Here is a 22646-nt window from a genome sequence, read left to right as displayed (position 1 = left end):
GTATTTTTTTCTAGCAGTATCGGTCTGCGACTACGTTCATACCTTCATCTGCGATGCTGCAAGGAGTACCCTTTTGATGATGTTCATACTTCATCTGGAGGGCAGCGCAAGACAGATTCATATCTTTCTTACGAGCGGAGGGAACGTGGGTGATTGACATCTATACCAACAATTATGTTATTGTCGCGATCTTTTTGTTTCTCGGTGTGTTGTTGCCCGTAGCTACTGTCAGCTTCGTTGGTCCACTACTGCGTCCAAAGAAACCGACACGGGAGAAGCAAACCACTTATGAAAGCGGTAACATTCCTGTTGGTGACAGCTGGGTACGTTTCAACGTGAAGTATTACATCTTTGCCCTTATGTTTGTCATTTTCGATGTAGAAACACTCTTTCTGTACCCGTGGGCCGTCGCTTACAAAGAGTTGGGGCTGTTCGCCCTGGTCGAGATGGTCATCTTTATATCCTTGCTTGTGGTAGGGCTGATTTACGCGTGGAGAAAGAAGGTGCTGGAATGGAACTAGATCTGACAAGCATTGCGCCTGAATTGCAAGAAGAACTGAATCGAAACGTCATGTTTACGACTTTGGAAACGGTAAAAGGATGGGTGCGAAGCAATTCGCTCTGGCCTTTGACTTTTGGCCTTGCCTGTTGCGCGATTGAGATGATGGGAACCGGGGGAGCGCGATACGATCTGGACAGGTTCGGGGTAATTTTCCGGGCTTCGCCGCGCCAATCCGATGTCATGATCGTAGCCGGAACGGTTACGAAAAAAATGGCTCCATTGCTGCGCCGCTTGTACGACCAGATGCCTGAACCGAAGTGGGTGATTGCGATGGGGTCCTGTGCGACGGCGGGCGGACCATATGTGCGCTCGTACAGTGTCGTAAAAGGTGTCGATCAGATCGTTCCCGTCGATGTATACATTCCGGGGTGTCCACCTAACCCTGCCGCCCTGATTTACGGAATCAACAAACTTCAGGAAAAAATCCGCTATGAAGCGAAGACTGGGAAGCGGGTGACCAGTCCATGAGCGAAGAAAAACGCAGGCCAACGCCGGAAGAAAAGGCGCAGGCAGCAGCCGAGGCGCGCGCCAAAGCTGAAGCTTTGCGAAAATTAAGAGAACAGGAAGAGCAGGGCGCAGAGGCATTGCCATCAGCTCAAGAAAAAGCTCAGGCACAAGCCGCAGATTCGCAAGAGGAAGCACCAGCAGCGAAGCCAGTCTCGGAAATGACGCCGGAAGAAAAGGCAGCAGCGAAAAAGGCGGCGGCCGCAGAAGCGATTGCCAAAGCTGCGAAGGAAGCCGGAGCAGATACGCCAAGCGAAGCAGCCGCACCAGCGCCTAAGCCAGTCTCAGAAATGACGCCGGAAGAAAAAGCAGCAGCGAAAAAGGCTGCCGCCGCAGAAGCGATTGCCAAAGCCAAAGCTGCGAAGGAAGCCGGAGCAGATACGCCAAGCGAAGCAGCAGCACCAGCGCCTAAGCCAGTCTCAGAAATGACCCCGGAAGAAAAAGCAGCGGCGAAAAAAGCGGCAGCGGCAGAAGCGATTGCCAAAGCCAAAGCTGCAAAGGAAGCCGGAGCAGATGCGCCAAGCGAGGCAGCAGCACCAGCAACGAAGCCAGTTTCGGAAATGACGCCGGAAGAAAAAGCAGCGGCGAAAAAGGCTGCCGCCGCAGAAGCGCTGGCAAAAGCGAAAGCTGCCAAGGAAGCAAAAGAATCTGCCCAGCAGGGAGATGGCGCTTCGTCAGCAGAGGGGGCAGATGCGGAAGCGAAGGCAAAAGCCGCCGCAGCGGCCAAAGCAAAAGCAGCTGCCGCCGCTGCAGCTAAGGCGAAGGCCGAGAGAGAAGCGGGTGGCTCGCCAGCAGATGGCGGGGATGATGACGCCAAAGCGAAAGCCGCCGCAGCAGCAAAAGCCAAGGCTGCCGCCGCAGCCGCTGCAAAGGCAAAAGCTGCTCAAGCGACTGGCGATGGAGCGGAAGCAGCAGAAACGCCAAAAGCTCCTTCCAAAAATCAACCGTATCTCGACAAGTACGTGCTGCGTATTACAGAGAAGTTCGGCAAAGAAGTGCTGGAAGCCAGTTATATTAACGAATTGGCCAAGGAAGTCCCGACATTGGTTATTCAGAACGAACGGTGGCACGAGATTGCCCAGTTTCTGAAAGAAGACGGGCAATTGGCCTTTGAATATTTGTCAGATTTGCATGGCGTCGATTATGAGGACAGGATGGAAGTTTATTACCATCTGTACTCCTACAAAAATCGGCAAAGCCTGGCGGTAAAAGTCAAAACCAGTCGGGAACAGTCGTCTGTGCCGTCTGTCATGGACGTATGGAACGGCGCCAATTGGAATGAAAGAGAGACTTTTGACTTGTTGGGGATTCATTTCCCGGGACATAAGGATTTGCGTCGAATTTTGCTGCCGGATGATTGGGTAGGCTATCCGCTGCGAAAAGATTATGTGCAATACGACGAGGAGGTTTAACTGATGAACCAGAACATCCTCACAACAAATGTCGATACCTCTTCAGAAAACGGCATTCGCACGGAAGAGATGCTTCTGAATGTCGGCCCGCAGCATCCAAGTACACACGGAGTATTTCGCTTGGTCGTCAAAATTGATGGCGAAACGATCAAGGAAGCCATTCCGGTCATGGGCTATCTCCATCGCGGCACCGAAAAGCTGGCGGAAAACCTGAACTATACGCAGATTATTCCTTACACCGACAGGATGGACTACGTGTCTGCCATGACCAACAACTACGTGCTCTGTCACGCGGTAGAGACGATGATGGGTCTGGAAATACCCGAGCGTGCCCAGTTCTTGCGCCTGATTGCCATGGAATTGAACAGGGTGGCAAGTCACCTGGTCTGGTGGGGAACTTATTTGCTCGACATCGGTGCAATGGGACCGTTTCTGTATGCGTTCCGCGATCGGGAAATGATCCTTGACCTGTTTAACGAGCTGTGTGGAGCGCGAATGACTTTCAACTACATGCGGATCGGCGGCGTGAAGTGGGATGCGCCTCCAGGCTGGGTAGACAAGGCAAAGGAATTTGTCCAATACATGAAGAAGGAACTGAACAACTACCACCAGCTCGTATCCGGAAACGAAATTTTTATCAGCAGGATCAAAGGCATCGGAAAATTCGACACCAGTACGGCATTGGATTACTCGCTGTCTGGCGTTATGCTGCGAGCCACTGGCGTGAAGTGGGATTTGCGCAAAGATGAGCCATATTGCATCTATGATCGCTTCGATTTTGATGTTCCGACTGCGACAGAGGGCGATTGCATGGCGCGCTATCAAGTGCGCATGGCAGAGATTGAACAGTCGTTGCGCATTTTGGAGCAAGCCCTGGAGCAGTTCCCGAGCGAAGGGGAAGTGATCGGCAAAGTGCCTCGTGTCATTCGGCCACCAGCTGGCGAGACTTATGTGCGGATCGAGTCTCCGCGTGGGGAAATCGGTTGCTACATCGCAAGCCAGGGTAAGGATAAGCCTTGGAGATTGAAATTCAGACGGCCGTCCTTTACCAATCTGCAAATTCTGCCCACATTGTTGCAGGGAGAAAGCCTTGCCAACATGATCGTCATCCTGGGCAGCATCGACATCGTGCTCGGGGAGGTTGACTGTTGATGAATGCGCTTTTGCAGCAAGCCCCCTCATGGGGAAACACTCTCTGGTTTATTTTGGCGGCGGTGATCCTGCTGGCCGTTTTGCTGGGATTCGTCACATACGCTATCTACTTCGAGCGCAAAGTCATCGGTTGGATGCAGCTGCGCATTGGGCCCAATCGCGTCGGGCCTTTGGGACTTTTGCAAACCGTTGCTGACGTTACCAAGCTGCTGTTGAAAGAAGATACGCGTCCCAAGCACGCTGACAAAGCTTTGTTCACATTGGCGCCGATTTTGGCTTATGCGCCCGCCTTCGCTGTCCTGGCAGTCATGCCGTTTACGGAAAGCATCCAGTTTGCCGATTTGGGAATCGGCCTGCTGTACTATATCGCGCTTTCCGGCATTACGGTGCTCGGGGTGATTACGGCTGGCTGGGCTTCGAACAACAAGTATTCGCTGATCGGGGGTCTCCGCTCTGCTGCGCAGATGATCAGCTATGAAGTGCCGCTGGTCATGTCCGTGGTTGGTGTCGTTCTGTTGACGGGCAGCATGAATCTCAGGGAAATTGTCGAGGCGCAGCGGGATGTCTGGAATATTGTTCCGCAGTTTATCGGATTTGCCGTATTTATCATTGCTGCTCAGGCAGAGCTGAACCGTACGCCGTTTGACCTGCCTGAAGCCGAATCGGAGCTGGTAGCCGGATATCACGTCGAATACTCCGGATTCCGTTTTGCCATGTTCATGCTGGCAGAGTACGTGTACATGTTCGGGATGGGGACGCTGATTACGATTTTGTTCCTTGGTGGATGGCTGCCGATTCATCCGGCTTTGGGCTTTATTCCGGGAATCGTCTGGTTTGTGCTCAAGTTCTCGCTGTACATCTTCCTTCAGTTTTGGATTCGGGCTACCATGCCGCGCTTGCGAGTAGACCAACTGATGTCGTTTGCCTGGAAAGTGCTTCTGCCAATCGCGCTGTTCAACATACTGCTTACCGCTGTCGTCGTCTCCTATCAAAACGGGATGTTCTGATTTTGGCGGCAGAAAGCAACTGCTAGGCGTTACGGGTTTCTACGCGCAGGCTTCGCCATTGGCAAGGCGATAGTCAAGTAACTCAAATTCTGAGGGGTGACACACATGCTTGGACTGGCTAAAGGCCTTGGGTATACCTTTAAAAAACTCACGGAGAAAAAAGTTACCCATTTTTATCCGGATGTGCCCTTTCCCATGCCGCCACGCTTTCGCGGCATCCAACACTTTTCCCCGGAAAAATGCATCGTTTGCAACCAATGCGCCCGCATTTGTCCGACCGAGTGCATTCAATTGACAGGGAAGCCCCATCCTGATCCGGATAAAAAGGGAAAGATCATCGATACGTACGATATCAACTTCGAGCTGTGCATCTTGTGCGATCTCTGTACGGAGGTTTGCCCTACCGAAGCGATTGTGATGACCAACAACTTCGAGCTGGCAGCTTACAGCAGGGACGAACTGTACAAAAACTTGAAATGGCTGGATGACAACAATACAAACGTCAGGGAGGAGAACTAGCATGACTGGCGAATTTGCAGCCTTTTTTATCCTGTCTCTCCTGACGATTGGCGGCGCAGTCTTCATGATCAGTTTTACTCGTGTTGTACACATGGTAATCTCGCTCGGGGTCACATTTATCAGCATCGCAGGACTGTTTGTTTTGCTCGGAGCAGAGTTTGTAGGCGTGGCGCAAGTGCTGGTCTACTCTGGTGCGATTTCTATTCTGATGCTGTTTGGAATCATGCTCACCAAGCACGATGCCCAGGACGAAGGAACAGGGCGCAAGTGGAAAAACCGCTTCATTCTGTTGTTTGTCGCTGGTTTGTTCGGCCTGTTGTTCTGGGGAATCCAAAACACACCGTGGCCTGCACCACCGCCGCCAGTGGCTTCTCCTGTGAGCAACGCCAAAGAAATCGGACTGGAAGTATTCACGAAGTACGTCATTCCATTTGAACTGTTGTCCGTACTGCTCTTGGTCGCGTTGGTCGGTGCGATCATCATGGCAAAAAAGGAGGGGGATAACGAATGACAGTGAGCATTACCTCCTACTTAATGGTCGCATTGATTTTGTTCTGTGTCGGTTTGTACGGAGCACTGACAAAGCGAAATGCGGTTGTCGTTTTAATCTCGATCGAATTGATGCTGAATGCGGTGAATATCAATCTGGTCGCGTTTTCCAAATACGGCTTGTACCCCGCTGTAGCCGGGCAAATTTTCACCTTGTTCACCATGACGGTTGCTGCTGCCGAGGTCGCAGTGGGTCTGGCGATCTTGATCGCGCTCTACCGCAACAAGGAAACAGTCAATGTAGATGAAATAGACCAAATGAAACGATAGATGGAGAACTGATAAGGAGGACAAAGATGGATACTTTTTTGCACTACGCCTGGCTCATCCCTCTGTTTCCGCTTCTTGCTTTCATCGTGATCGTTTCGTTTGGTCGCCAGTTGAAAGAAGGAGCGGCCATAGTCGGCATCGGGCTGACAGCTGTTTCTTTCGGAATCGCCGTCCTCGCTTTTTGGCAGAGATTCCGGGATGGGGGAGTAGACTACAACTATGTGGTAGATTGGCTTCATGTCGGTGACATCGTGATCAATATGGGCTTTGAGGTAACTCCGCTCAATGCGATGATGCTGGTTATCGTCACGCTGGTCAGCTTGCTCGTTCAGATTTATTCCAAAGGCTACATGCATGGCGACGAGCGCTTTCCGGTGTTTTACCAATATCTCGCCCTGTTCACGTTTTCCATGCTCGGGCTGGTCATTTCTCCGAACCTTTTGCAAGTGTACATTTTCTGGGAGCTGGTTGGCGTCTGTTCCTTCCTGCTCGTCGGTTATTACTATTTCAAACCGGAAGCCAAAGCGGCTGCGAAAAAGGCATTTATCGTTACGCGGATTGGCGACCTGGGATTGTTCATTGGGATATGCTTGCTGTTCTGGTGGACCGGAAGTTTTGAGTACGGGCCGATCTTCGAAAGCGTAGCTCTCGGACGACTGGAGCCGTGGATGATTACAGTCGCAGCGATTTTGATTTTTATCGGTGCGATGGGGAAATCAGGCCAATTCCCGCTGCATACGTGGTTGCCTGATGCGATGGAAGGTCCTACGCCTGTATCTGCCTTGATTCACGCAGCGACGATGGTTGCTGCCGGTGTGTACCTGGTGGCTGCGACTTATCCGCTGTTCATCGCTTCTGATACGGCTTTGACTGTAGTGGCTTATGTAGGTGGCATCACGGCGATTTTTGCCGCTTCCATCGGTTTGACACAGCGCGACATCAAACGTGTGCTTGCGTATTCCACAGTCAGTCAGCTCGGGTACATGATGATGGCGCTGGGGGTTGCCGGTGCTGCCGGCTATGTGGCGGGATCGTTTCACCTGATGACGCACGCCTTTTTCAAAGCGTTGCTCTTTCTCGGAGCGGGCAGCGTAATCCACGCCGTACATACGCAAGATGTGTTTGAAATGGGCGGCCTGTGGAAAAAGATGCCTGTCACAGCACTAACGTTTTTGATCGGCTGTCTGGCTATTGCGGGAATCTTTCCTTTCGCCGGATTCTGGTCGAAAGAAGCGATTTTGGGCGCTGTATATGGAGCGCATCGCTACGATCTGCTGGTTATTGCGCTGGTTGCGGCTTTCTTTACCGCATTCTATATGTTCCGATTGTTTTTCCTCACGTTCACGGGAAAAGCTCGGGGCAAGCACGAAGCACACGAGTCACCTGGAGTCATGACTGGGCCTTTGCTAATTTTGGCGCTGCTTGCTGTAGTCGCCGGATTTGTGAACACGCCTTACGCACCTTTGCTGACTGACTGGCTTTTGTCAACAGGAACAGGTACGGCAATTGTCAACGTGTTTGGCGAAGGAACAGAGCATGCCGCTTCCTGGCTGCAAATCGTCGCGTTGCTCATCTCGGTGCTGGGCGTCATTTTGGCCTACCTGATGTACGGCAAAAAGTCGGTATCGCCAAACAGCATTCCCGAAGCGATGCCGTGGCTCTATCGACTCTCTTACCGAAAATACTATGTGGATGAACTGTACCAGAATGTGATTGTGCGGCCACTTGGCTGGCTGGGAATCATTTTGAACGGGTTTGACAAATACGTGGTGGATGGCCTGGTTGGGCTGACAGCCAAGATTACGCAGGGAATTGGCGCTTTACATGCACGTGTGCAAAGCGGCCAGATCCAGTCTTACGGGGCAATGGTTCTGTTTGGCCTGCTGCTGTTGATCCTTGCCATCAGTTTGACGGTCGAGGGAGGTGGACTCTTTGGTTTCGGGCGCTAATATCCTTTTGTCGTCGCTGGTGTTCTCTCCACTTCTGGCGATTCTCGTGATCGCTTGCATCCCTGGTCGTCGATTCGCGGCAATCAAGCAGGTCGGGATACTGGGGACCTTGTTGCCGTTGATCCTGGCATTTTGGATGTTCGGTTTGTTCAATTACGATACATCCAATCTGCAGTTTGTCGAGCGTCATGACTGGATTTCCATTCCGATCGGACTTGCTCAGACAGGTACGGTATTCGCTTTTGAAATCAACTATGAGCTTGGTGTGGACGGGATTTCCATGCCGTTGATTTTGCTGACAGCGATCATCGGAACTCTCGCTGCGGTCGCTTCCTGGCAGATCAAAAAGCGGCTGAAGGAATTTTTCATCTTGTTCCATCTGCTGCTGATCGGGATGCTCGGAGTTTTCGCAGCCGACAACCTGTTCCTGTTCTTCATTTTCTTCGAGCTGACACTGGTGCCGATGTACTTCCTGATCGGAATATGGGGCTATGGCGAACGCGAGCATGCGGCCAACAAGTTCCTGTTGTACAACGGAATCGGTTCCGGCATCATGCTGCTGGCCTTCATCGCTATTTTCGTCGTCATGCGGACACTGAATATCGATCAGATTGCCGCGATTTTGACGACACCGGACCATCCGGTCACAGCAGCGCTGACGCCAACAGTCCGCTTCGCCTTGTTCATGGCCCTGTTCGTTGCCTTCGCGATCAAGCTTCCGGTGTTTCCGTTCCATACGTGGATGCTGAAAGTGCACGTACAGGCTCCGCCGTCCATCGTCATGATCCACTCCGGCATTTTGCTGAAGATGGGGGCATACGGACTTTTGCGGATGGGCATCGGATTTTTCCCGGAACAGGCGTACCAGTTCTCTACATGGCTGGCGATCCTGGGAATCATCAACGTGCTGTATGGCGCGGTGCTCGCTTTTGTGCAAAAAGATTTGAAAATGGTTCTGGCGTACTCCAGTATCAGCCATATGGGGATCGTTCTCCTTGGTTTTGCGGCCATGAACTCGATCGGCTTTCAAGGAGCGATGTTCCAGGTTGTCTCTCACGGTTTTATTTCGGCGCTGTTGTTCTTCCTGATTGGCGTCATTTGGGACCGGACGCAAACTTCGATGATCGACGACCTTGGCGGCTTGTCCAAATCCATGCCATTTGTCAGCGGCGTCTTTTTGGCTGGCGGTATGGCATCGCTCGGACTGCCTGGCATGTCCGGATTTATCAGTGAGTTCTTTGCTTTCCTGGGACTGTTCGGTCGAATGCCTGTACTGGCTGCGATCGGGGCGCTTGGGATCGTGCTTACAGCCGTCTATTTGTTGCGAGCGATCATGCGAACGACATTTGGGCCGACACCAAGCCGCTTCACAGGTCTTGCGGATGCACAGCCGATGGAAGTGATTCCGATGGTCGTGCTTCTCGGGTTTATTATCCTCATCGGCGTATATCCAGCTGTCCTGGGAAATCCGATGCAGCAGGCTCTGAAGACGATCGTACCGATTGTAACGGGAATAGGAGGGTAATCCATGGACGTAAAAGATATATTCTCATATGACTGGAGCTACCTTCTGCCCGAATTTATCATTCTCGGATTTGCGACGTTTCTGTCGCTGCTGGATTTGTTTGCGGGCAAGCGTCTCGGTAGACAGGTGATCGGTTGGCTGTCGCTTGCAGGGGTAGTGTTGGCAGCGGTCTTTGTCTTCGTCAATGTGAATGTGCTCGACAAGCCGTACAGCTACATGGCGGACATGATCCGCATCGATGACTACGGCAATGCTTTCAAGCTGCTATTCCTGGCCGGGACGGCATTTGCGATTTTGCTCTCTCTTTCGTATCTGAAAAAGGGGGAGGTCACCCACACAGGAGAGTATTACTATTTGATGCTGACAGGACTTTTGGGGGCCATGGTCATGGCGTCTTCGGCAGACCTGATCACGCTGTTTGTCGGACTTGAGCTGTTGTCCCTGTCCTCCTACGTACTTGTGGGATTGAGAAAAAAGTCGCTGCAATCGAATGAATCAGCTTTTAAATACGTGGTATCGGGCGGAATCGCCACGGCCGTCATCTTGTTTGGGATGTCGTACGTGTACGGCTTGACGGGTACGACACATATTTACGAGATTTCGTTCCGTCTCGCAGAAGCGGGAATGGCGGGCTATCAGTTCCTCGTGTACATGGCATTTGCGTTTCTGGCGGTCGGGCTTGCTTTTAAAATATCCGCGGCGCCTAACCACATGTGGGCTCCGGATGTATACCAGGGCGCTCCGACTCCCGTAACGGCTTTTCTGGCCGTCGTATCAAAAGCGGCAGGCTTCTCGCTCGTATTCAGAGTCTTGCTGATCTCGTTTTTCAACGTTTCGAACGGAACGGATCGCTTCTTTTTCCAGGAGGCGAGTCTCTATCTCGGCATCATGGCGGCTGCTTCCATGATTATCGGGAACACGATGGCGCTCAGGCAAACAAACGTCAAGCGCATGATGGCCTACTCGGGAATTGCGCAGGCGGGGTATATACTCGTTCCGTTTGTGCCGCCGACGACTTTGTTTTTCGGTGAAGTGATCTTCTACCTGTTCGGGTACATGCTCGTCAGCTTTGGTGCTTTTGCCGTCATCATGGTGGTGACACGTGAGCAGGGAACAGAAGATCTGAAAGGTTTTGCCGGTTTGTATCACCGTTCTCCTGTCATGGCGATTGCGATGAGCATTTTCCTTCTGTCGCTGGCAGGGATTCCTGTCACCGCAGGATTCTTCGGGAAATTCTATCTGTTCATGGGTGCGCTGGCCCAGGAAAATTACTGGCTGGCGGCAATCATGATCGTCACAAGCGTCATTTCCTACTATTATTACTTCGGGATTATCAGACAGATGTACATGCGTCAGGGAACGAGCGAAGCTCCGCTTGCCGTGCCAAAAGGCATTTGGACTCTGGTCCTCGTGCTGGCCATCCTGACAGTCGTGTTCGGGGCATTCCCTGGTCTGGTCACCGATTATGTGCAAGTTCATTTCAATCCGTCTTTTGACTTTGGGAATATGCTTCCTCCCAACTTTCAGTGACACTCGTAACGAATGGCTACATCATGTACAATAGAAGGGATAGCTCGCTTTTCGGGCTGTCCCTTTTTCTTTTGACGAAGATGGCTGACTGATTTGCATGAGGAGGAACAAGCATGCCGCAAGAAGTATACGGCGTATTGAGCATCGTCTTGTCGATTGTATTCATTGCACTCGCATGGTGGGCTCTGCAATCATTTCGTTTTGAAAAAATCTTGAAGCATCCGGCGGGAGCGCAAGCGAAGCTGCTGCAAATTTTACTGTCGATCGTAATCGGCTACGAAGTATCGCGATTTTTCCTCGATTATCTCGGCTGGTCCATGACATTCGGCAATCTGTTTTCCTAATCGCCCAAACTTCATTCAGTTTGCTGGTATATCCACCCAGTTTCATGTGCAAAATGGGAAGTACAAAGAGATGTACGTGAAACATGGGGAGAGGATATAAAATGGGGAAATGGTCTGGCCTTCTTGTACTTGCTTTGTTGCTGGTCACTGGCGCTGTTTATTGGATGCCTGCGCAGGCGTCGGAAGCAAAACCTGTTGCGAGCAAGCTCTTGCAAACGCTTGAGGATTCGGGAGCGACGGGCGTGTCCATTCAGGTTCGTGCGAGAGTGGCGCTGGGGGAAGTACAGCGGCAGGAAGAAGTCACTGAGTTGGCAAAGATGTGGGCAAAACAGCTAGAGATTCCGCTTTCGCTCATCGAAGAATCGCGGAACCACGATGTTCTTATGTATCGAACGACATACAAGCAAAACGGCGTCTCCGTGCGCTACGAGATGACAAGTGTTCCTGAAAATGGTTCATTTGACACATATCTAGTGCTGCAGTTATCGGGAAGCCGTGAATCCCTACTATATATAGAGCAGATACAGGAAACCTTCGCGAAAGCCCTGAAAAATGCCGACTTTATTCCGCAAATTAGCACTTGTATTCGCGGATTGTACAATGTTAAGATGAGTGTTGACCAACAGGGGGGTAAAATTATGTCGATTTTTGCTACCCTCCAGGCAACAGAATTGGAACGTTTACAAGATGAGACGGTCGTCAGTATTTCTGGACATACCCCTATGTGGGAACCATTCATTGCGTTAAACGGGCAAAAGATGAATCTGCAGGTAGCGACTCACCGTGACAGCGGCAATGCTGGCACATGGGTTACTGTAGGTACACCAATCATCACAGTGGAATATTAGCACGCGGAGGGGTACACATTGGATAAAATTATTGTCCGTGGTGGTAAGGCATTGGCGGGTAATGTGAAAGTATCTGGCGCCAAAAATGCCGTACTCCCTATTATTGCAGCATCTATCCTGGCAGAAGAAGGCACATGCGTTATTTCGGATGTACCTGCTCTTGACGATGTCAGGACGATATGCGACCTCTTGAAATCGATGGGAATCTCCCTTACATATGATCATGAAGTGCTGACAATCAATGCTTCTGAGCTTACCAGCGTCGAAGCATCTTATGAACTGGTCCGCAAAATGCGTGCTTCTTTCCTGGTAATGGGGCCGCTTTTGGCTAGAAAAGGACAGGCTCGTGTCGCTCTTCCAGGTGGTTGTGCCATTGGTACCCGCCCGATCGACCAACACCTTAAAGGGTTTGAGGCTATGGGAGCCAAAATCGAGATCGGACAAGGGTTTATTGAAGCAAAAGCAGACGGGCGATTGAAAGGGGCAAAGATTTACCTCGATATCGCAAGCGTCGGCGCAACGGAAAATATCATGATGGCCGCCGCTTTGGCAGAAGGCACGACCGTGATTGAAAACGCAGCGGAGGAGCCGGAGATTGTCGATCTGGCCAACTTCCTGAACCGGATGGGAGCAAAAATCCGCGGTGCGGGAACAGGCTCTATCCGCATCGAAGGCGTGGAAAAGATGAAGGGCTGCACGCATTGCGTCATTCCTGACCGGATTGAAGCTGGAACCTTCATGGTGGCAGCAGCGATCACGGGTGGAGATGTATTCGTAGAAGGCGCGATTTGCGATCACCTGAAATCCGTAACAGCCAAGCTGCGTGAAATGGGCGTAGAGGTAGACGAGCAGGAAAACGGCATCCGCGTTCGCCGCACAGGTGCTCTGAAAGCTGTCGATCTCAAGACGTTGCCGTATCCGGGCTTCCCGACTGACATGCAGTCGCAAATGATGGCGCTTTTGCTTGTTTCCGAAGGCACGAGCATCGTGACTGAGACGGTTTTTGAAAATCGTTTTATGCACGTGGAAGAGTTCCGCCGCATGAATGCCAATATCAAAATCGAAGGACGCAGTGCCATTGTAGAAGGCGGCTCCAAGCTGACCGGAAGCAAAGTGGCGGCAACCGATCTGCGCGCAGGTGCAGCTCTGGTGCTGGCTGGGTTGGTATCGGAAGGAGAGACAGAGGTAACGGCTCTTCACCATATCGACCGCGGGTATGTGAACTTCACGGAAAAGCTGTTGGCACTCGGAGCGGATGTGGAGCGCGTAACTCCTGAGGAGAAAAAGCGGGAAGCGGTTTTGCCAGATACGATCAAGGTAAGCTTCTCTCCTAATTTTGCGTAACGAATGTGTCAGCTATATGACAAACACGAAGATTCTCTGTGAAAGCAGGGGATCTTTTTTTCGTTTGTGAAATGGTCAGCGCGAAGACCCAAGCCAAGCTGCTTCCCCTTCCGCTACGGCTCCGGCAGAGGTCTGCTTGCAGCTGTTGTCGCCCTCGCTACTCTCTTACTCTCTCGTTCTATCGGTCTTTTGCCATACATAGACTGAAAGTGTCTAGCACTTAACGGGGAGGATCACTTGGATGAAACGCTACTTGCTCATAGGGTTTATCACTTTGCCGATCTTGCTCGTCCTGATGCCGGCTGCTCTGGTTTATCTGTTTGCACCTTCGCACGAGTCCGCAGCATCCCCACATGAAGCCGTTCAGCAGCAGAACAAACCGGCGACAGCAGGAGCTGCCCAATCGCTTCCCATCAAGGTGTACCGTACCGAAAAAAAGGTTGTGGAAACATTGCCGCTGGAGACGTACATCGAAGGGGTAGTAGCGGCTGAGATGCCGGCCGAGTTCGAACTGGAAGCGTTGAAGGCCCAGGCGATGGCAGCGAGGACGTATATCGTACGCAGACTGAAGCAAGGGAAGTTCGATGATGTGCCCGCGGGAGGGCAGGTGCTGGATACGGTCGCTCATCAGGTGTATATGGATGAAGCGCAGCGCCGTGCACGCTGGGGAGACCAGTACGAATGGAAAAGCAAGCGCATCGAGCAGGCTGTGCAAGCAACAGCGGGCGTCGTGCTGACTTATCAGGGAGAGCCGATTGACGCCACGTTCTTTTCCACCAGCAACGGCTTTACCGAGAACTCGAACGAATATTGGGAAAAGCCGATTCCGTACCTGAAAAGTGTGGCAAGTCCATGGGATATCGAATCCCCGCGCTACGAGGAAACAGTGGTCAAGTCCACGGCTGAGCTGGAAAAGGAATTGGGCGTGAAGCTTGTGCAGGAGGCTTCCTCCAACGGAGCCTGGTATCGGATTGAGTCGCGCACGACGGGAAATCGCGTGGGGAAAATCAGCATTGGCGGCAAGGAGTTTAGCGGGCGGGAATTTCGCGAAAAGCTGAACTTGAACTCGTCTTCTTTTACGCTGGAGCTGAGAGGCAACCAGGTGTTTATTACAACCAAAGGATACGGCCACGGAGTCGGCATGAGCCAATGGGGAGCAAACGGCATGGCCAAGAGCGGAAAAAATGCCGAGCAGATCGTGAAGCACTTCTACCAGGGAATCAACCTCCAGGATTACTCTCAAATCGTGCGCGCCTAGCGAAAAAGAACGCAAATTTTTACTTTTCCCTACTCTCTCAGGTTTATACGCCAAAATTCTGGCGATACTGAGGGATGAGGTGATGAATAAAATGGAAGATCAAAAGAATCAAAATCAACCGATTCCATTCAAGAAGGCAAGCTCCTGGAAAAAAGTTTTGGGTAAGAAGTGGGCGTTCCCCGCAATCTACATCGGAACCGCAGCAATCATTCTCGCTTTTGTGATGTGGTATCAGGGCAGCGTCATGGACACGGTATCCAAAGTGGCAAATGTCGGGGATAACGTGGCAGTGACAACTCCAGCGACTCCTGAGACACCGAAGCAAAACGATGAAGCGGTACCTGTGACAAGTGGCGTTCAACCGTTGGCATGGCCTGTAGGAAAAAATGTCCAGTATGAAATGGGAATGAGCTACTACGACGAACAAGCGTCCAAAGACGAGCAGCAAAAGGCGCTGGTCAAGTACAGCAACTCTTTTTACCCGCACACCGGAATTGATTTGAAAGCAACTGATGGCAAGAGCTTTGATGTCGTGGCTGCCCTCGCCGGAAAAGTCGTGAAGGTGGAAAACGATCCGCTCGTCGGCAAAACCGTTGAAGTGGAGCACGCTGACAAAATGGTGACGGTCTATCAAAGCCTGGAAAACACGACAGTCAAACCAGGTGATGAAGTGACCCAGGGCCAAGTGATCGGTTCAGCAGGCCGCAACGAGTTCGAGAAAGATTTCGGAGTGCATCTCCACTTCGAAGTACGTGTCGACGACAAGCCAGTGAATCCACAACAATATTTGATTCAAGCGGAAGCGAAAAATCAATAATCAGCGAAATGATGGAAAACACCCGTAAAATCAAGCGATTTGCGGGTGTTTTTTTGCTGTTGGTACAAACTGTTGAAAAAAGATGCGGCCGTGCTGGCTTGTCAGGCTTGGAAACGTAGAATATGTGTCCCTGCCCACCCATATATTGTATCAGACAATGTAGATACAAGGAGGCGAGTAATGTGCACGACTACATCAAAGAGCGGACCATCAAGATTGGCCGATATATTGTAGAGACGCGAAATACGGTTCGGATGATCGCCAAAGAGTTCGGAGTTTCCAAAAGTACAGTGCACAAGGACTTGACGGAAAGGCTGCCTGAAATAAATCCGGAGTTGGCTAACCAAGTTAAGGAAATTTTGGAATATCACAAAGCTATCAGACATCTGCGGGGAGGCGAAGCGACTAAAATCAAATACAAGCGGCGTAGTAAAAAAGTCCGAGTTGAACAGGAGGAGAGCGTGCAATAAAGAATTTCCTTGTCCTCTCACGTAGAAGAGCCTATGATATTAGGTAGAAATGTAACTGGTAACAGGGAGGACCTTTCATGTTTGGCAAAGATATCGGAATCGACTTGGGGACGGCCAATGTCTTGGTGTATGTAAAAGGCAAGGGTGTTGTCCTAGACGAACCATCTGTCGTGGCAATAGATAGCAATTCTAGAAAAGTATTGGCCGTGGGGCACGAAGCGCATCGCATGGTGGGCCGAACCCCAGGAAATATCGTGGCGATCCGACCTTTGCGCGAAGGTGTTATTGCCGATTTTGAGATTACAGAAGCGATGCTGAAGCACTTTTTGAACAAAATCGGTGGAAAAAGCATGTTTGCACGTCCACGCATCCTGATTTGCTGCCCAACCAACATTACCTCGGTAGAGCAAAAGGCGATTCGCGAAGCAGCCGAGCGCAGTGGAGGCGCAAGACAGGTGTTTATCGAAGAAGAACCGAAAGTTGCCGCAGTTGGGGCAGGTATGGACATTTTTCAGCCGTCCGGCAATATGGTAGTGGATATCGGTGGGGGTACGACCGATGTAGCGGTGCTGTCGATGGGCGATATTGTCACGTCTTCCTCCATCAAAATAGCTGGGGACACATTCGATGTGGCTATTATGCGGTACATAAAAAATAAATACAAACTGCTGATCGGAGAGCGTACAGCTGAAGATATCAAGGTTCAAATCGGAACCGTATCCGGCGGGCGCCAGGACGAAATGGACATTCGTGGTCGGGACATGGTAAGCGGATTGCCGCAAACCATTACCATTCAATCCGGCGAAGTCCAAGAAGCCCTGGCCGAGTCGGTGAGTGCGATTGTACAAGCCTCGAAATCTGTTTTGGAACGAACACCTCCCGAGCTTTCTGCCGATATAATTGATAAGGGTGTTTTCCTGACTGGCGGCGGCGCACTTTTGCATGGCATCGACGAGATTTTGGCAGAGGAGCTGAAGGTTCCTGTGCTGGTAGCGGACGAGCCGATGATGTGTGTAGCCAAAGGAACCGGAATGATGCTGGACTATCTGGACAAGGTGCCGGCTCACTCGAATAAGCGATTATTCAGGGGGTAAGATTACGTGATCAGAGGCTTGTATACGTCTGCATCTGGCATGCTTGCCTTGCAAAACAGGCAAGATTCGCTGGCGAACAACCTGGCTAACATCAACACGCCTGGATACAAACAGGATGTTGGTGTCATGCGCGCTTTCCCGGAGCAGCTCCTTTCGCGCATGCGCGATTCCGAAGGACCTGATTTCCCGGGCGTTCCGACCATGCCTGGCCAGCCTGCGATCATCGGACGGCTGAACTCAGGGGTGTACATGTCGGAAGCGATCCCTGCCTTTACGCAAGGAGATATTGAAGAGACGCGCAATCCGTACGATGTGGCGCTTTTGGACAACCTCCAGCCTGATCAGGACGGAAATGAGCGCCGTCTGTTTTACAGCGTGGCACGGATTGAAGATTTGACCCAGCCAGCCCAGGAAGAAGATATTCGCTACACGCGGAACGGAAACTGGAGCGTCAATGCGGAAGGGTACCTGGTGACGCCAGACGGATATTACGTTCTCGACAATCAAAATCAGGCGATTCGGCTGAACAATGATCCGCTTACAGGGGTCAATGTTGGGCAGGACTTGAAGATCAATCAGGCTGGCGAGCTGTTGTACCGGGATTCGGTCAGCAAGGACTACCAGGTGTTGGCCAACCACCAGAGGCTCGGCCTGAGCGTCGTGACAGACCCTCAGAAGCTGGTTCGTGAGGGAACGAACATTTTCCGCTATGAAGGAGACGCAGAGGTAAAAGCGATCGACATCGCGGAAGCGGAAGACCAGGCTGCATTGGCTGCCGGAGAGTACGATACGCCGACTGTTGCAGGCAGATACGGTACGCAGCAAGGATGGAGAGAGCGGTCCAATGTTGACCCGGCTCAAACTATGACAAGCATGATGAGCGTACTGCGTGCATACGAGGCAAACCAGCGAGTCATTACGACGATTGACGGTACGCTGGACAAGGCTGCTAATGAAATCGGACGAGTGAACGGATAATAGGGGGTAGGAAGGATGCAGTCGCTTAATATTTCCACATCGGCCATGCGCGGTATTCAACAGGCGTTGGACAATACGGCCAACAATCTGGCGAATATCGATACAAACGGATACAAGCGCAGGGTGGCATCGTTTTCCGAGCTTCTCTCCGATTCGATGACCGAGCAGCCGGCAGCGGATAATCAAAACCGCAATACGCCAGTAGGCTTGCGTGTTGGCAGTGGTGCACGTCTCGGCTTGTCGAAGCTGGATCTCGGACAAGGCAACGTCAAGATGACAGATGTGCCGACAGACGTAGCCATTGAAGGGCAAGGTTATTTTTTGGTCACGCATAAAATCAAAGATGCGAACGGTGCGGTTATCCAGGAAGAAAGCCGGCTGACACGAGATGGCTCCTTCAAGGTGCAGTTTGACGATGACGAAGGCGGCTACGTGCTGCACACGCCGTCGGGACACATTCTCACGGACAACAACGGAGTAAACATCGTGTTGCCTGAGCCAGTGCAAAATATCGAGATTACGCCAGAGGGCGCGCTGACAGCAAACGGAGTCGCCTATGGCAACATCGGCATCTGGAAAGTGGACAATCCCGATCAACTGAAACAGGTGGGGCAAAACTTGTTCGACGCAGAGCTTGCTTCCGGAGAAAATCCTGCGACCAAGTATGCTAACGCGATTGATGAAGGAATTGCCACGTTGCGTCAAGGAGCGCTCGAAGGCTCCAATGTAACGATGACAGAAGAGATGTCGCAACTGGTGAACATTCAGCGTGCCTATCAGTTGAACTCACGGGCGATTGGCATCAGCGACCAAATGATGGGCATTGCCAACTCGTTGCGCAGCAGATAATCAGTGATGACGGAGGAGAGGAGCATGGAACAAGGGAAGGGCAGAAGGTTCCCGCGTGATACCGAAGAGGTTAGGACGAAGCCGAGAGAGCGGGAACGGAGCGGCAGAAACTGGCGAGTGACGATTGCCAAAATTGTGCTGGTCCCGATCCTGTTGTTTTTCTCTCTCGTCATCGGTTTGACAATCGGGTACGGAGTTGTGGGACACAAGCCGACAGCGGAAGTATTTGATCTTGGCACGTACAAACACATGTGGGACTTGCTGTTTGCAAACACGTAAGCATCCAAGAGAAAAAGCAAGGTGGACAAGCCCGAACCTGATGGTTGGGGCTGCCTGTTTTTTAGAGGGACTTGTTGCACAGTTTGTCCACAGAGTATAATAGATCGAGTGGTTGAAAAAGGAAGCGACGATTCTTACTACGGAGGGATGTCCGTGAATCTTCCTAATTTGCTTACGATCTTTCGCATCGTGCTCATCCCTTTGTACCTGTATGTCTTTTTTTCCGGGATTCCGTACCACGTTGAAATCGCTCTGGCTATCCTGATTTTGGCGGGAGTCACGGACATTGCAGATGGGTACATCGCGCGGAAACATAAGCTTGTAACCACAATCGGTATGATGTTGGATCCTCTGGCAGACAAGTTAATGATGTTGGCGGTGATCGCCTCATTGTTTTTGACAGAGCGGATCAGCGTTTGGGCCGCCCTGTTTTTCTTTTTGCGTGATTTGGCTATGATTATTACAGGAGCTGTTTATCACTTCCGGGGCAAAAAAACGGTGCCGGCAAACGCGTTTGGCAAGTTGACAACGGTTCTTTTGTATGTGGTCATCCCGCTTGCTATGTACCGATTCCCATACAGCGAAGCGATTTTGTGGACGGTAATCGCGTTCTCGTTCATTACGAGCGCGATCTACTTGGGGAAGTTTCGTCTGTTAAACCGCACGTAAGGGATGGATAAAAGAGCACTTCCCGTTTGGGGAGGAAGTGCCCTTGTTATTTTAACCCCGCTGTGCCGACATGTCGGAGGCGGGAGTTATGTTTATTCTCAGTTTGCCAACTGGTCTTCATGCACGGACAAGTCTAGATAAGTATGGAAATGGAGCGATTACATATGGAAATCAAAGCACCGCTTGATATCATGCAAATTCAGGAAATCATTCCTCATCGCTATCCTTTTTTGCTGGTGGACAAGATTGAAGAGCTGGAGCAAGGAAAACGGGCAGTCGGAATCAAAAACGTCACTGTCAACGAGCCGTTTTTCCAAGGACATTTCCCTGGTTATCCAGTCATGCCTGGCGTCCTGATTGTGGAAGCACTGGCGCAAGTTGGGGCTGTAGCGATGCTCAGCATGGAAGAACATCAAGGCAAAATCGGACTTTTTGCCGGGATTGACGGGTTCCGTTTCAAAGATCAGGTGAAGCCTGGCGACACGCTGACACTCGACGTTGAGCTTACACGCGTGCGCGGTACGGTAGGCAAAGGATACGGGAAAGCGATCGTTAATGGGAAAGTAGTCGCAGAAGGCGAATTGATGTTTGCGCTGACTGCAGGAAATAAAGCACATTCATGATCATCTTGAATGTGCTTTTCTTTTCGGGTAAAATGGCTAGTGGGCAACTTATATAATGAAGGTGAAAACATTGGCCAAACAGGTCGCAACCATATTAGGTGTGCCATTTTCAACTCGTGGCTTCCACGAGACAGTCACATATATCGCAGAGCGTATTGAAAACGGCCAAAAGACCCATGTCGTAACCGCCAATCCCGAGATCGTCATGTTGGCGCGGGAAAATCGCGCGTTTCAGTCGATTGTGGAACAAGCCTATGTCGTTCCGGATGGAATCGGGATCGTCTACGCTGCAAAATGGACGAATCAACCCATTCGTGAGCGCGTTACGGGCGTGGAGCTGCTGGAAGCATTGATGACGGAAGCGAACAAGCACCAGTGGGGCGTCTACCTGCTGGGAGCCAAGCCGGATGTCATCAGTCTGGCTGCGGAAAAGCTGGCTGCTCGCTACCCGAACGCACGCCTCGTTGGGTATCGGGACGGATTTTTCCGGGCAGAGGACGAGGAAAAGATTGTACAGGAGATCGCAGAAGCCAAGCCGGAGTTGCTGTTTGTTGCGCTCGGCGCGCCACGACAGGACGAGTGGATGGTAAAATATCGCGATCGGCTGAATGCCTCGATGATGATGGGGGTAGGCGGCAGCTTTGATGTCATCTCCGGAAAAGTAAAACGAGCGCCAGAAATTTGGCAAAAATTGCATTTGGAATGGTTTTACCGACTAGCTTCGCAGCCTTCTCGCTGGAAGCGTCAGCTGGCTATTCCCCGGTTTGTTTTGACCGTACTAAAAGAAAAATGGAGTAGCCGTTCCTAGATGCATCCGTAGAGAGGAGAACAGTCGATGTCTACATTAATCCTCGGATTTCTGACTTCGCTGATCATATCGTTTATTGCAACACCGTATGTAAAGAAATTGGCTGAAAAGGTCGGGGCAGTAGATGCTCCCAACCAGCGCAAGGTACATACGCGAATCATGCCGCGCATGGGTGGACTTGCTATTTACCTGGGTTATCTCGTCGCCTTTTTCTTGTTCGTGCCCTACTCCAGCATGTCGGAAATGCTTGGAATATTCATTGGAAGCACGATCGTCATGACCGTAGGCATGCTGGACGACAAGTACCAGCTCTCGCCAAAATGGAAGCTGCTCGGTCAACTGGTGGCAACCGCAATCGTCGTCATTCCGTTCGGTCTCAAGATCGGAGTCGTCAACCTGCCCTACTCGGGCAGTATCGACTTTAGCAGTGGCTGGCTTTTCTGGCTGGCTGTTCCGATCACCATGTTCTGGATCGTCGGTGTGACAAATGCGGTCAATCTGATTGACGGCCTGGACGGTCTGTCTGCCGGCGTATCGGCAATTGCAGCAGCGACGATGGGCGTCATGGCTCTTCTGATGGGCGATTACAAAGTTTCTGCCTACTGTTTCGTGCTTCTCGGAGCTATTCTTGGATTTCTTTACTTCAACTTTCACCCGGCCCGCCTGTTCATGGGCGACACCGGCTCGCTATTCCTCGGTTTTAACCTGGCCGCGCTGTCGATTATGGGCTTTAAGGAAGCGCTCTTCGTTTCCTTCATCATCCCGATCGTCGTGCTCGGCGTTCCGCTTTGGGACACGTTCTTCGCTATCGTGCGCCGAATCGTCAACAAAAAGCCGATTTCCAGTCCGGACAAAGGACACTTGCATCACTGTTTGTTGAACATGGGCCTGTCCCACCGCTCAACCGTGCTCACCATCTACTCGATCAGCATCTTCTTCGGTACGATGGCGATCCTACTCACCAAGACGACGAAGTGGACGACCATCATCGTCATGGTCGTACTCCTGATTGCCATCCACCTGGGAACGGAAATCGTCGGCCTCGTCAGCCGCCGCCACCGTCCGCTGATCAATGCGTACAGACGGTTGAAGATCAAGCAGACGGAGCAGGAGAGACGGACGAATTAGGATATGAGTTAAACGGAACCACTGCATGGTTTATGCAGTGGTCTTTTTTCGCCAATTTTTAGGGGGAAGCACTTAACTGAGGGAGGAAATTAGCCGATAAAGGAAAGGGGAAGGTCCGAGCCCATCTCAACTTCAACAGAGAATGGGACAAATATTAG

Annotated in this window: 25 protein-coding genes; all 25 read left to right on the top strand. The window is 51.4% G+C overall.

Features of this window, described 5'->3' with window-relative positions; genetic code table 11:
* The first annotated feature begins 149 nt into the window (after positions 1-149).
* Positions 150-521, top strand: coding sequence for an NADH-quinone oxidoreductase subunit A (locus HP435_RS26385; protein ID WP_063229003.1), 372 nt, complete (start codon positions 150-152; stop codon positions 519-521).
* Positions 512-1030, top strand: coding sequence for a NuoB/complex I 20 kDa subunit family protein (locus HP435_RS26380; protein WP_063229004.1), 519 nt, complete (start codon positions 512-514; stop codon positions 1028-1030). The genes HP435_RS26385 and HP435_RS26380 overlap by 10 nt, the downstream gene beginning before the upstream one ends.
* The gene (locus HP435_RS26375; RefSeq protein WP_173599024.1) at positions 1027-2478 is read left to right on the top strand and encodes an NADH-quinone oxidoreductase subunit C; all 1452 of its coding nucleotides are present in this window, start codon (positions 1027-1029) and stop codon (positions 2476-2478) included. Before HP435_RS26380 ends, HP435_RS26375 begins: the two co-directional genes overlap by 4 nt.
* Before the next feature lie 3 nt (positions 2479-2481).
* Positions 2482-3630, top strand: coding sequence for an NADH-quinone oxidoreductase subunit D (locus HP435_RS26370; protein ID WP_173599023.1), 1149 nt, complete (start codon positions 2482-2484; stop codon positions 3628-3630).
* Positions 3627-4637 (top strand): NADH-quinone oxidoreductase subunit NuoH, encoded by a 1011-nt coding sequence (gene nuoH / locus HP435_RS26365; protein WP_173596373.1) that lies wholly within the window; start codon positions 3627-3629, stop codon positions 4635-4637. The genes HP435_RS26370 and nuoH overlap by 4 nt, the downstream gene beginning before the upstream one ends.
* A gap of 105 nt (positions 4638-4742) precedes the next feature.
* Positions 4743-5156 carry an NADH-quinone oxidoreductase subunit NuoI gene (gene nuoI, locus HP435_RS26360; RefSeq protein WP_063229008.1) on the top strand — a complete coding sequence of 138 codons (414 nt, stop codon included), beginning with the start codon at positions 4743-4745 and terminating at the stop codon, positions 5154-5156.
* A 1-nt stretch (position 5157) separates the two neighbouring features.
* Entirely contained in the window at positions 5158-5667 is a 510-nt protein-coding gene (locus HP435_RS26355; RefSeq protein WP_063229009.1) for an NADH-quinone oxidoreductase subunit J, read from the top strand.
* Positions 5664-5975: an NADH-quinone oxidoreductase subunit NuoK gene (gene nuoK, locus HP435_RS26350; protein ID WP_122962601.1), complete on the top strand. Its 312-nt coding sequence runs from the start codon at positions 5664-5666 to the stop codon at positions 5973-5975. Before HP435_RS26355 ends, nuoK begins: the two co-directional genes overlap by 4 nt.
* Positions 5976-6001: 26 nt before the next feature.
* Entirely contained in the window at positions 6002-7924 is a 1923-nt protein-coding gene (gene nuoL / locus HP435_RS26345; protein ID WP_122962602.1) for an NADH-quinone oxidoreductase subunit L, read from the top strand.
* The gene (locus HP435_RS26340; RefSeq protein WP_173596375.1) at positions 7908-9449 is read left to right on the top strand and encodes a complex I subunit 4 family protein; all 1542 of its coding nucleotides are present in this window, start codon (positions 7908-7910) and stop codon (positions 9447-9449) included. The genes nuoL and HP435_RS26340 overlap by 17 nt, the downstream gene beginning before the upstream one ends.
* 3 nt (positions 9450-9452) lie before the next feature.
* Positions 9453-10979 (top strand): NADH-quinone oxidoreductase subunit NuoN, encoded by a 1527-nt coding sequence (nuoN, locus tag HP435_RS26335; RefSeq protein WP_122962604.1) that lies wholly within the window; start codon positions 9453-9455, stop codon positions 10977-10979.
* A 113-nt stretch (positions 10980-11092) separates the two neighbouring features.
* Positions 11093-11323, top strand: a complete 231-nt coding sequence (locus tag HP435_RS26330) for a DUF1146 family protein (protein ID WP_063229014.1) — start codon at positions 11093-11095, stop codon at positions 11321-11323.
* Positions 11324-11424: 101 nt separating this feature from the next.
* On the top strand, positions 11425-12171 hold the full coding sequence (locus HP435_RS26325) for a YwmB family TATA-box binding protein (RefSeq protein ID WP_122962605.1): 747 nt from the start codon (positions 11425-11427) through the stop codon (positions 12169-12171).
* Between the two features lie 18 nt (positions 12172-12189).
* The gene (gene murA, locus HP435_RS26320) at positions 12190-13515 is read left to right on the top strand and encodes a UDP-N-acetylglucosamine 1-carboxyvinyltransferase (RefSeq protein ID WP_122962606.1); all 1326 of its coding nucleotides are present in this window, start codon (positions 12190-12192) and stop codon (positions 13513-13515) included.
* A 241-nt stretch (positions 13516-13756) separates the two neighbouring features.
* Complete coding sequence (spoIID, locus tag HP435_RS26315; RefSeq protein ID WP_122962607.1) at positions 13757-14773, top strand: stage II sporulation protein D; 1017 nt, start codon at positions 13757-13759, stop codon at positions 14771-14773.
* Between the two features lie 91 nt (positions 14774-14864).
* Positions 14865-15590, top strand: coding sequence for a M23 family metallopeptidase (locus HP435_RS26310; protein WP_063229018.1), 726 nt, complete (start codon positions 14865-14867; stop codon positions 15588-15590).
* Positions 15591-15772: 182 nt separating this feature from the next.
* Positions 15773-16060, top strand: coding sequence for a sporulation transcriptional regulator SpoIIID (gene spoIIID / locus HP435_RS26305; RefSeq protein ID WP_005831806.1), 288 nt, complete (start codon positions 15773-15775; stop codon positions 16058-16060).
* A gap of 77 nt (positions 16061-16137) precedes the next feature.
* The gene (locus HP435_RS26300) at positions 16138-17154 is read left to right on the top strand and encodes a rod shape-determining protein (protein WP_122962608.1); all 1017 of its coding nucleotides are present in this window, start codon (positions 16138-16140) and stop codon (positions 17152-17154) included.
* Positions 17155-17160: 6 nt separating this feature from the next.
* Positions 17161-18132, top strand: coding sequence for a flagellar hook-basal body protein (locus HP435_RS26295; protein ID WP_173599022.1), 972 nt, complete (start codon positions 17161-17163; stop codon positions 18130-18132).
* A gap of 15 nt (positions 18133-18147) precedes the next feature.
* Positions 18148-18981, top strand: coding sequence for a flagellar hook-basal body protein (locus tag HP435_RS26290; protein ID WP_122962610.1), 834 nt, complete (start codon positions 18148-18150; stop codon positions 18979-18981).
* A 24-nt stretch (positions 18982-19005) separates the two neighbouring features.
* A complete protein-coding gene (locus tag HP435_RS26285; RefSeq protein ID WP_122962611.1) occupies positions 19006-19260 on the top strand; it encodes a DNA-directed RNA polymerase subunit beta in 255 nt (84 codons plus the stop codon).
* A 147-nt stretch (positions 19261-19407) separates the two neighbouring features.
* Positions 19408-19929: a CDP-alcohol phosphatidyltransferase family protein gene (locus HP435_RS26280; RefSeq protein WP_063229043.1), complete on the top strand. Its 522-nt coding sequence runs from the start codon at positions 19408-19410 to the stop codon at positions 19927-19929.
* Positions 19930-20093: 164 nt separating this feature from the next.
* Entirely contained in the window at positions 20094-20552 is a 459-nt protein-coding gene (fabZ, locus tag HP435_RS26275; protein ID WP_063229023.1) for a 3-hydroxyacyl-ACP dehydratase FabZ, read from the top strand.
* Positions 20553-20607: 55 nt separating this feature from the next.
* Entirely contained in the window at positions 20608-21360 is a 753-nt protein-coding gene (locus HP435_RS26270) for a WecB/TagA/CpsF family glycosyltransferase (protein WP_122962612.1), read from the top strand.
* Positions 21361-21387: 27 nt separating this feature from the next.
* Positions 21388-22488, top strand: a complete 1101-nt coding sequence (locus HP435_RS26265) for a glycosyltransferase family 4 protein (RefSeq protein ID WP_063229025.1) — start codon at positions 21388-21390, stop codon at positions 22486-22488.
* Positions 22489-22646: the final 158 nt, after the last annotated feature.

The sequence above is a fragment of the Brevibacillus sp. HD3.3A genome, assembly GCF_013284375.2.
Taxonomy (GTDB): domain Bacteria; phylum Bacillota; class Bacilli; order Brevibacillales; family Brevibacillaceae; genus Brevibacillus; species Brevibacillus parabrevis.
The sequence above is the reverse complement of the archived record's forward strand: the minus strand, read 5'-3'. Positions and strand labels throughout refer to the sequence as shown.

What these genes read in the sequence shown, in the direction of transcription:
- HP435_RS26380 (WP_063229004.1), top strand. Translation starts at nt 512, where the DNA reads ATGGAACTAGATCTGACAAGCATTGCGCCTGAATTGCAAGAAGAACTG.
- HP435_RS26375 (WP_173599024.1), top strand. Translation starts at nt 1,027, where the DNA reads ATGAGCGAAGAAAAACGCAGGCCAACGCCGGAAGAAAAGGCGCAGGCA.
- HP435_RS26370 (WP_173599023.1), top strand. Translation starts at nt 2,482, where the DNA reads ATGAACCAGAACATCCTCACAACAAATGTCGATACCTCTTCAGAAAAC.
- nuoI (WP_063229008.1), top strand. Translation starts at nt 4,743, where the DNA reads ATGCTTGGACTGGCTAAAGGCCTTGGGTATACCTTTAAAAAACTCACG.
- HP435_RS26355 (WP_063229009.1), top strand. Translation starts at nt 5,158, where the DNA reads ATGACTGGCGAATTTGCAGCCTTTTTTATCCTGTCTCTCCTGACGATT.
- nuoK (WP_122962601.1), top strand. Translation starts at nt 5,664, where the DNA reads ATGACAGTGAGCATTACCTCCTACTTAATGGTCGCATTGATTTTGTTC.
- nuoL (WP_122962602.1), top strand. Translation starts at nt 6,002, where the DNA reads ATGGATACTTTTTTGCACTACGCCTGGCTCATCCCTCTGTTTCCGCTT.
- nuoN (WP_122962604.1), top strand. Translation starts at nt 9,453, where the DNA reads ATGGACGTAAAAGATATATTCTCATATGACTGGAGCTACCTTCTGCCC.
- HP435_RS26330 (WP_063229014.1), top strand. Translation starts at nt 11,093, where the DNA reads ATGCCGCAAGAAGTATACGGCGTATTGAGCATCGTCTTGTCGATTGTA.
- HP435_RS26325 (WP_122962605.1), top strand. Translation starts at nt 11,425, where the DNA reads ATGGGGAAATGGTCTGGCCTTCTTGTACTTGCTTTGTTGCTGGTCACT.
- spoIID (WP_122962607.1), top strand. Translation starts at nt 13,757, where the DNA reads ATGAAACGCTACTTGCTCATAGGGTTTATCACTTTGCCGATCTTGCTC.
- HP435_RS26310 (WP_063229018.1), top strand. Translation starts at nt 14,865, where the DNA reads ATGGAAGATCAAAAGAATCAAAATCAACCGATTCCATTCAAGAAGGCA.
- HP435_RS26300 (WP_122962608.1), top strand. Translation starts at nt 16,138, where the DNA reads ATGTTTGGCAAAGATATCGGAATCGACTTGGGGACGGCCAATGTCTTG.
- HP435_RS26290 (WP_122962610.1), top strand. Translation starts at nt 18,148, where the DNA reads ATGCAGTCGCTTAATATTTCCACATCGGCCATGCGCGGTATTCAACAG.
- HP435_RS26285 (WP_122962611.1), top strand. Translation starts at nt 19,006, where the DNA reads ATGGAACAAGGGAAGGGCAGAAGGTTCCCGCGTGATACCGAAGAGGTT.
- HP435_RS26280 (WP_063229043.1), top strand. Translation starts at nt 19,408, where the DNA reads ATGTCCGTGAATCTTCCTAATTTGCTTACGATCTTTCGCATCGTGCTC.
- fabZ (WP_063229023.1), top strand. Translation starts at nt 20,094, where the DNA reads ATGGAAATCAAAGCACCGCTTGATATCATGCAAATTCAGGAAATCATT.
- HP435_RS26270 (WP_122962612.1), top strand. Translation starts at nt 20,608, where the DNA reads ATGAAGGTGAAAACATTGGCCAAACAGGTCGCAACCATATTAGGTGTG.
- HP435_RS26265 (WP_063229025.1), top strand. Translation starts at nt 21,388, where the DNA reads ATGTCTACATTAATCCTCGGATTTCTGACTTCGCTGATCATATCGTTT.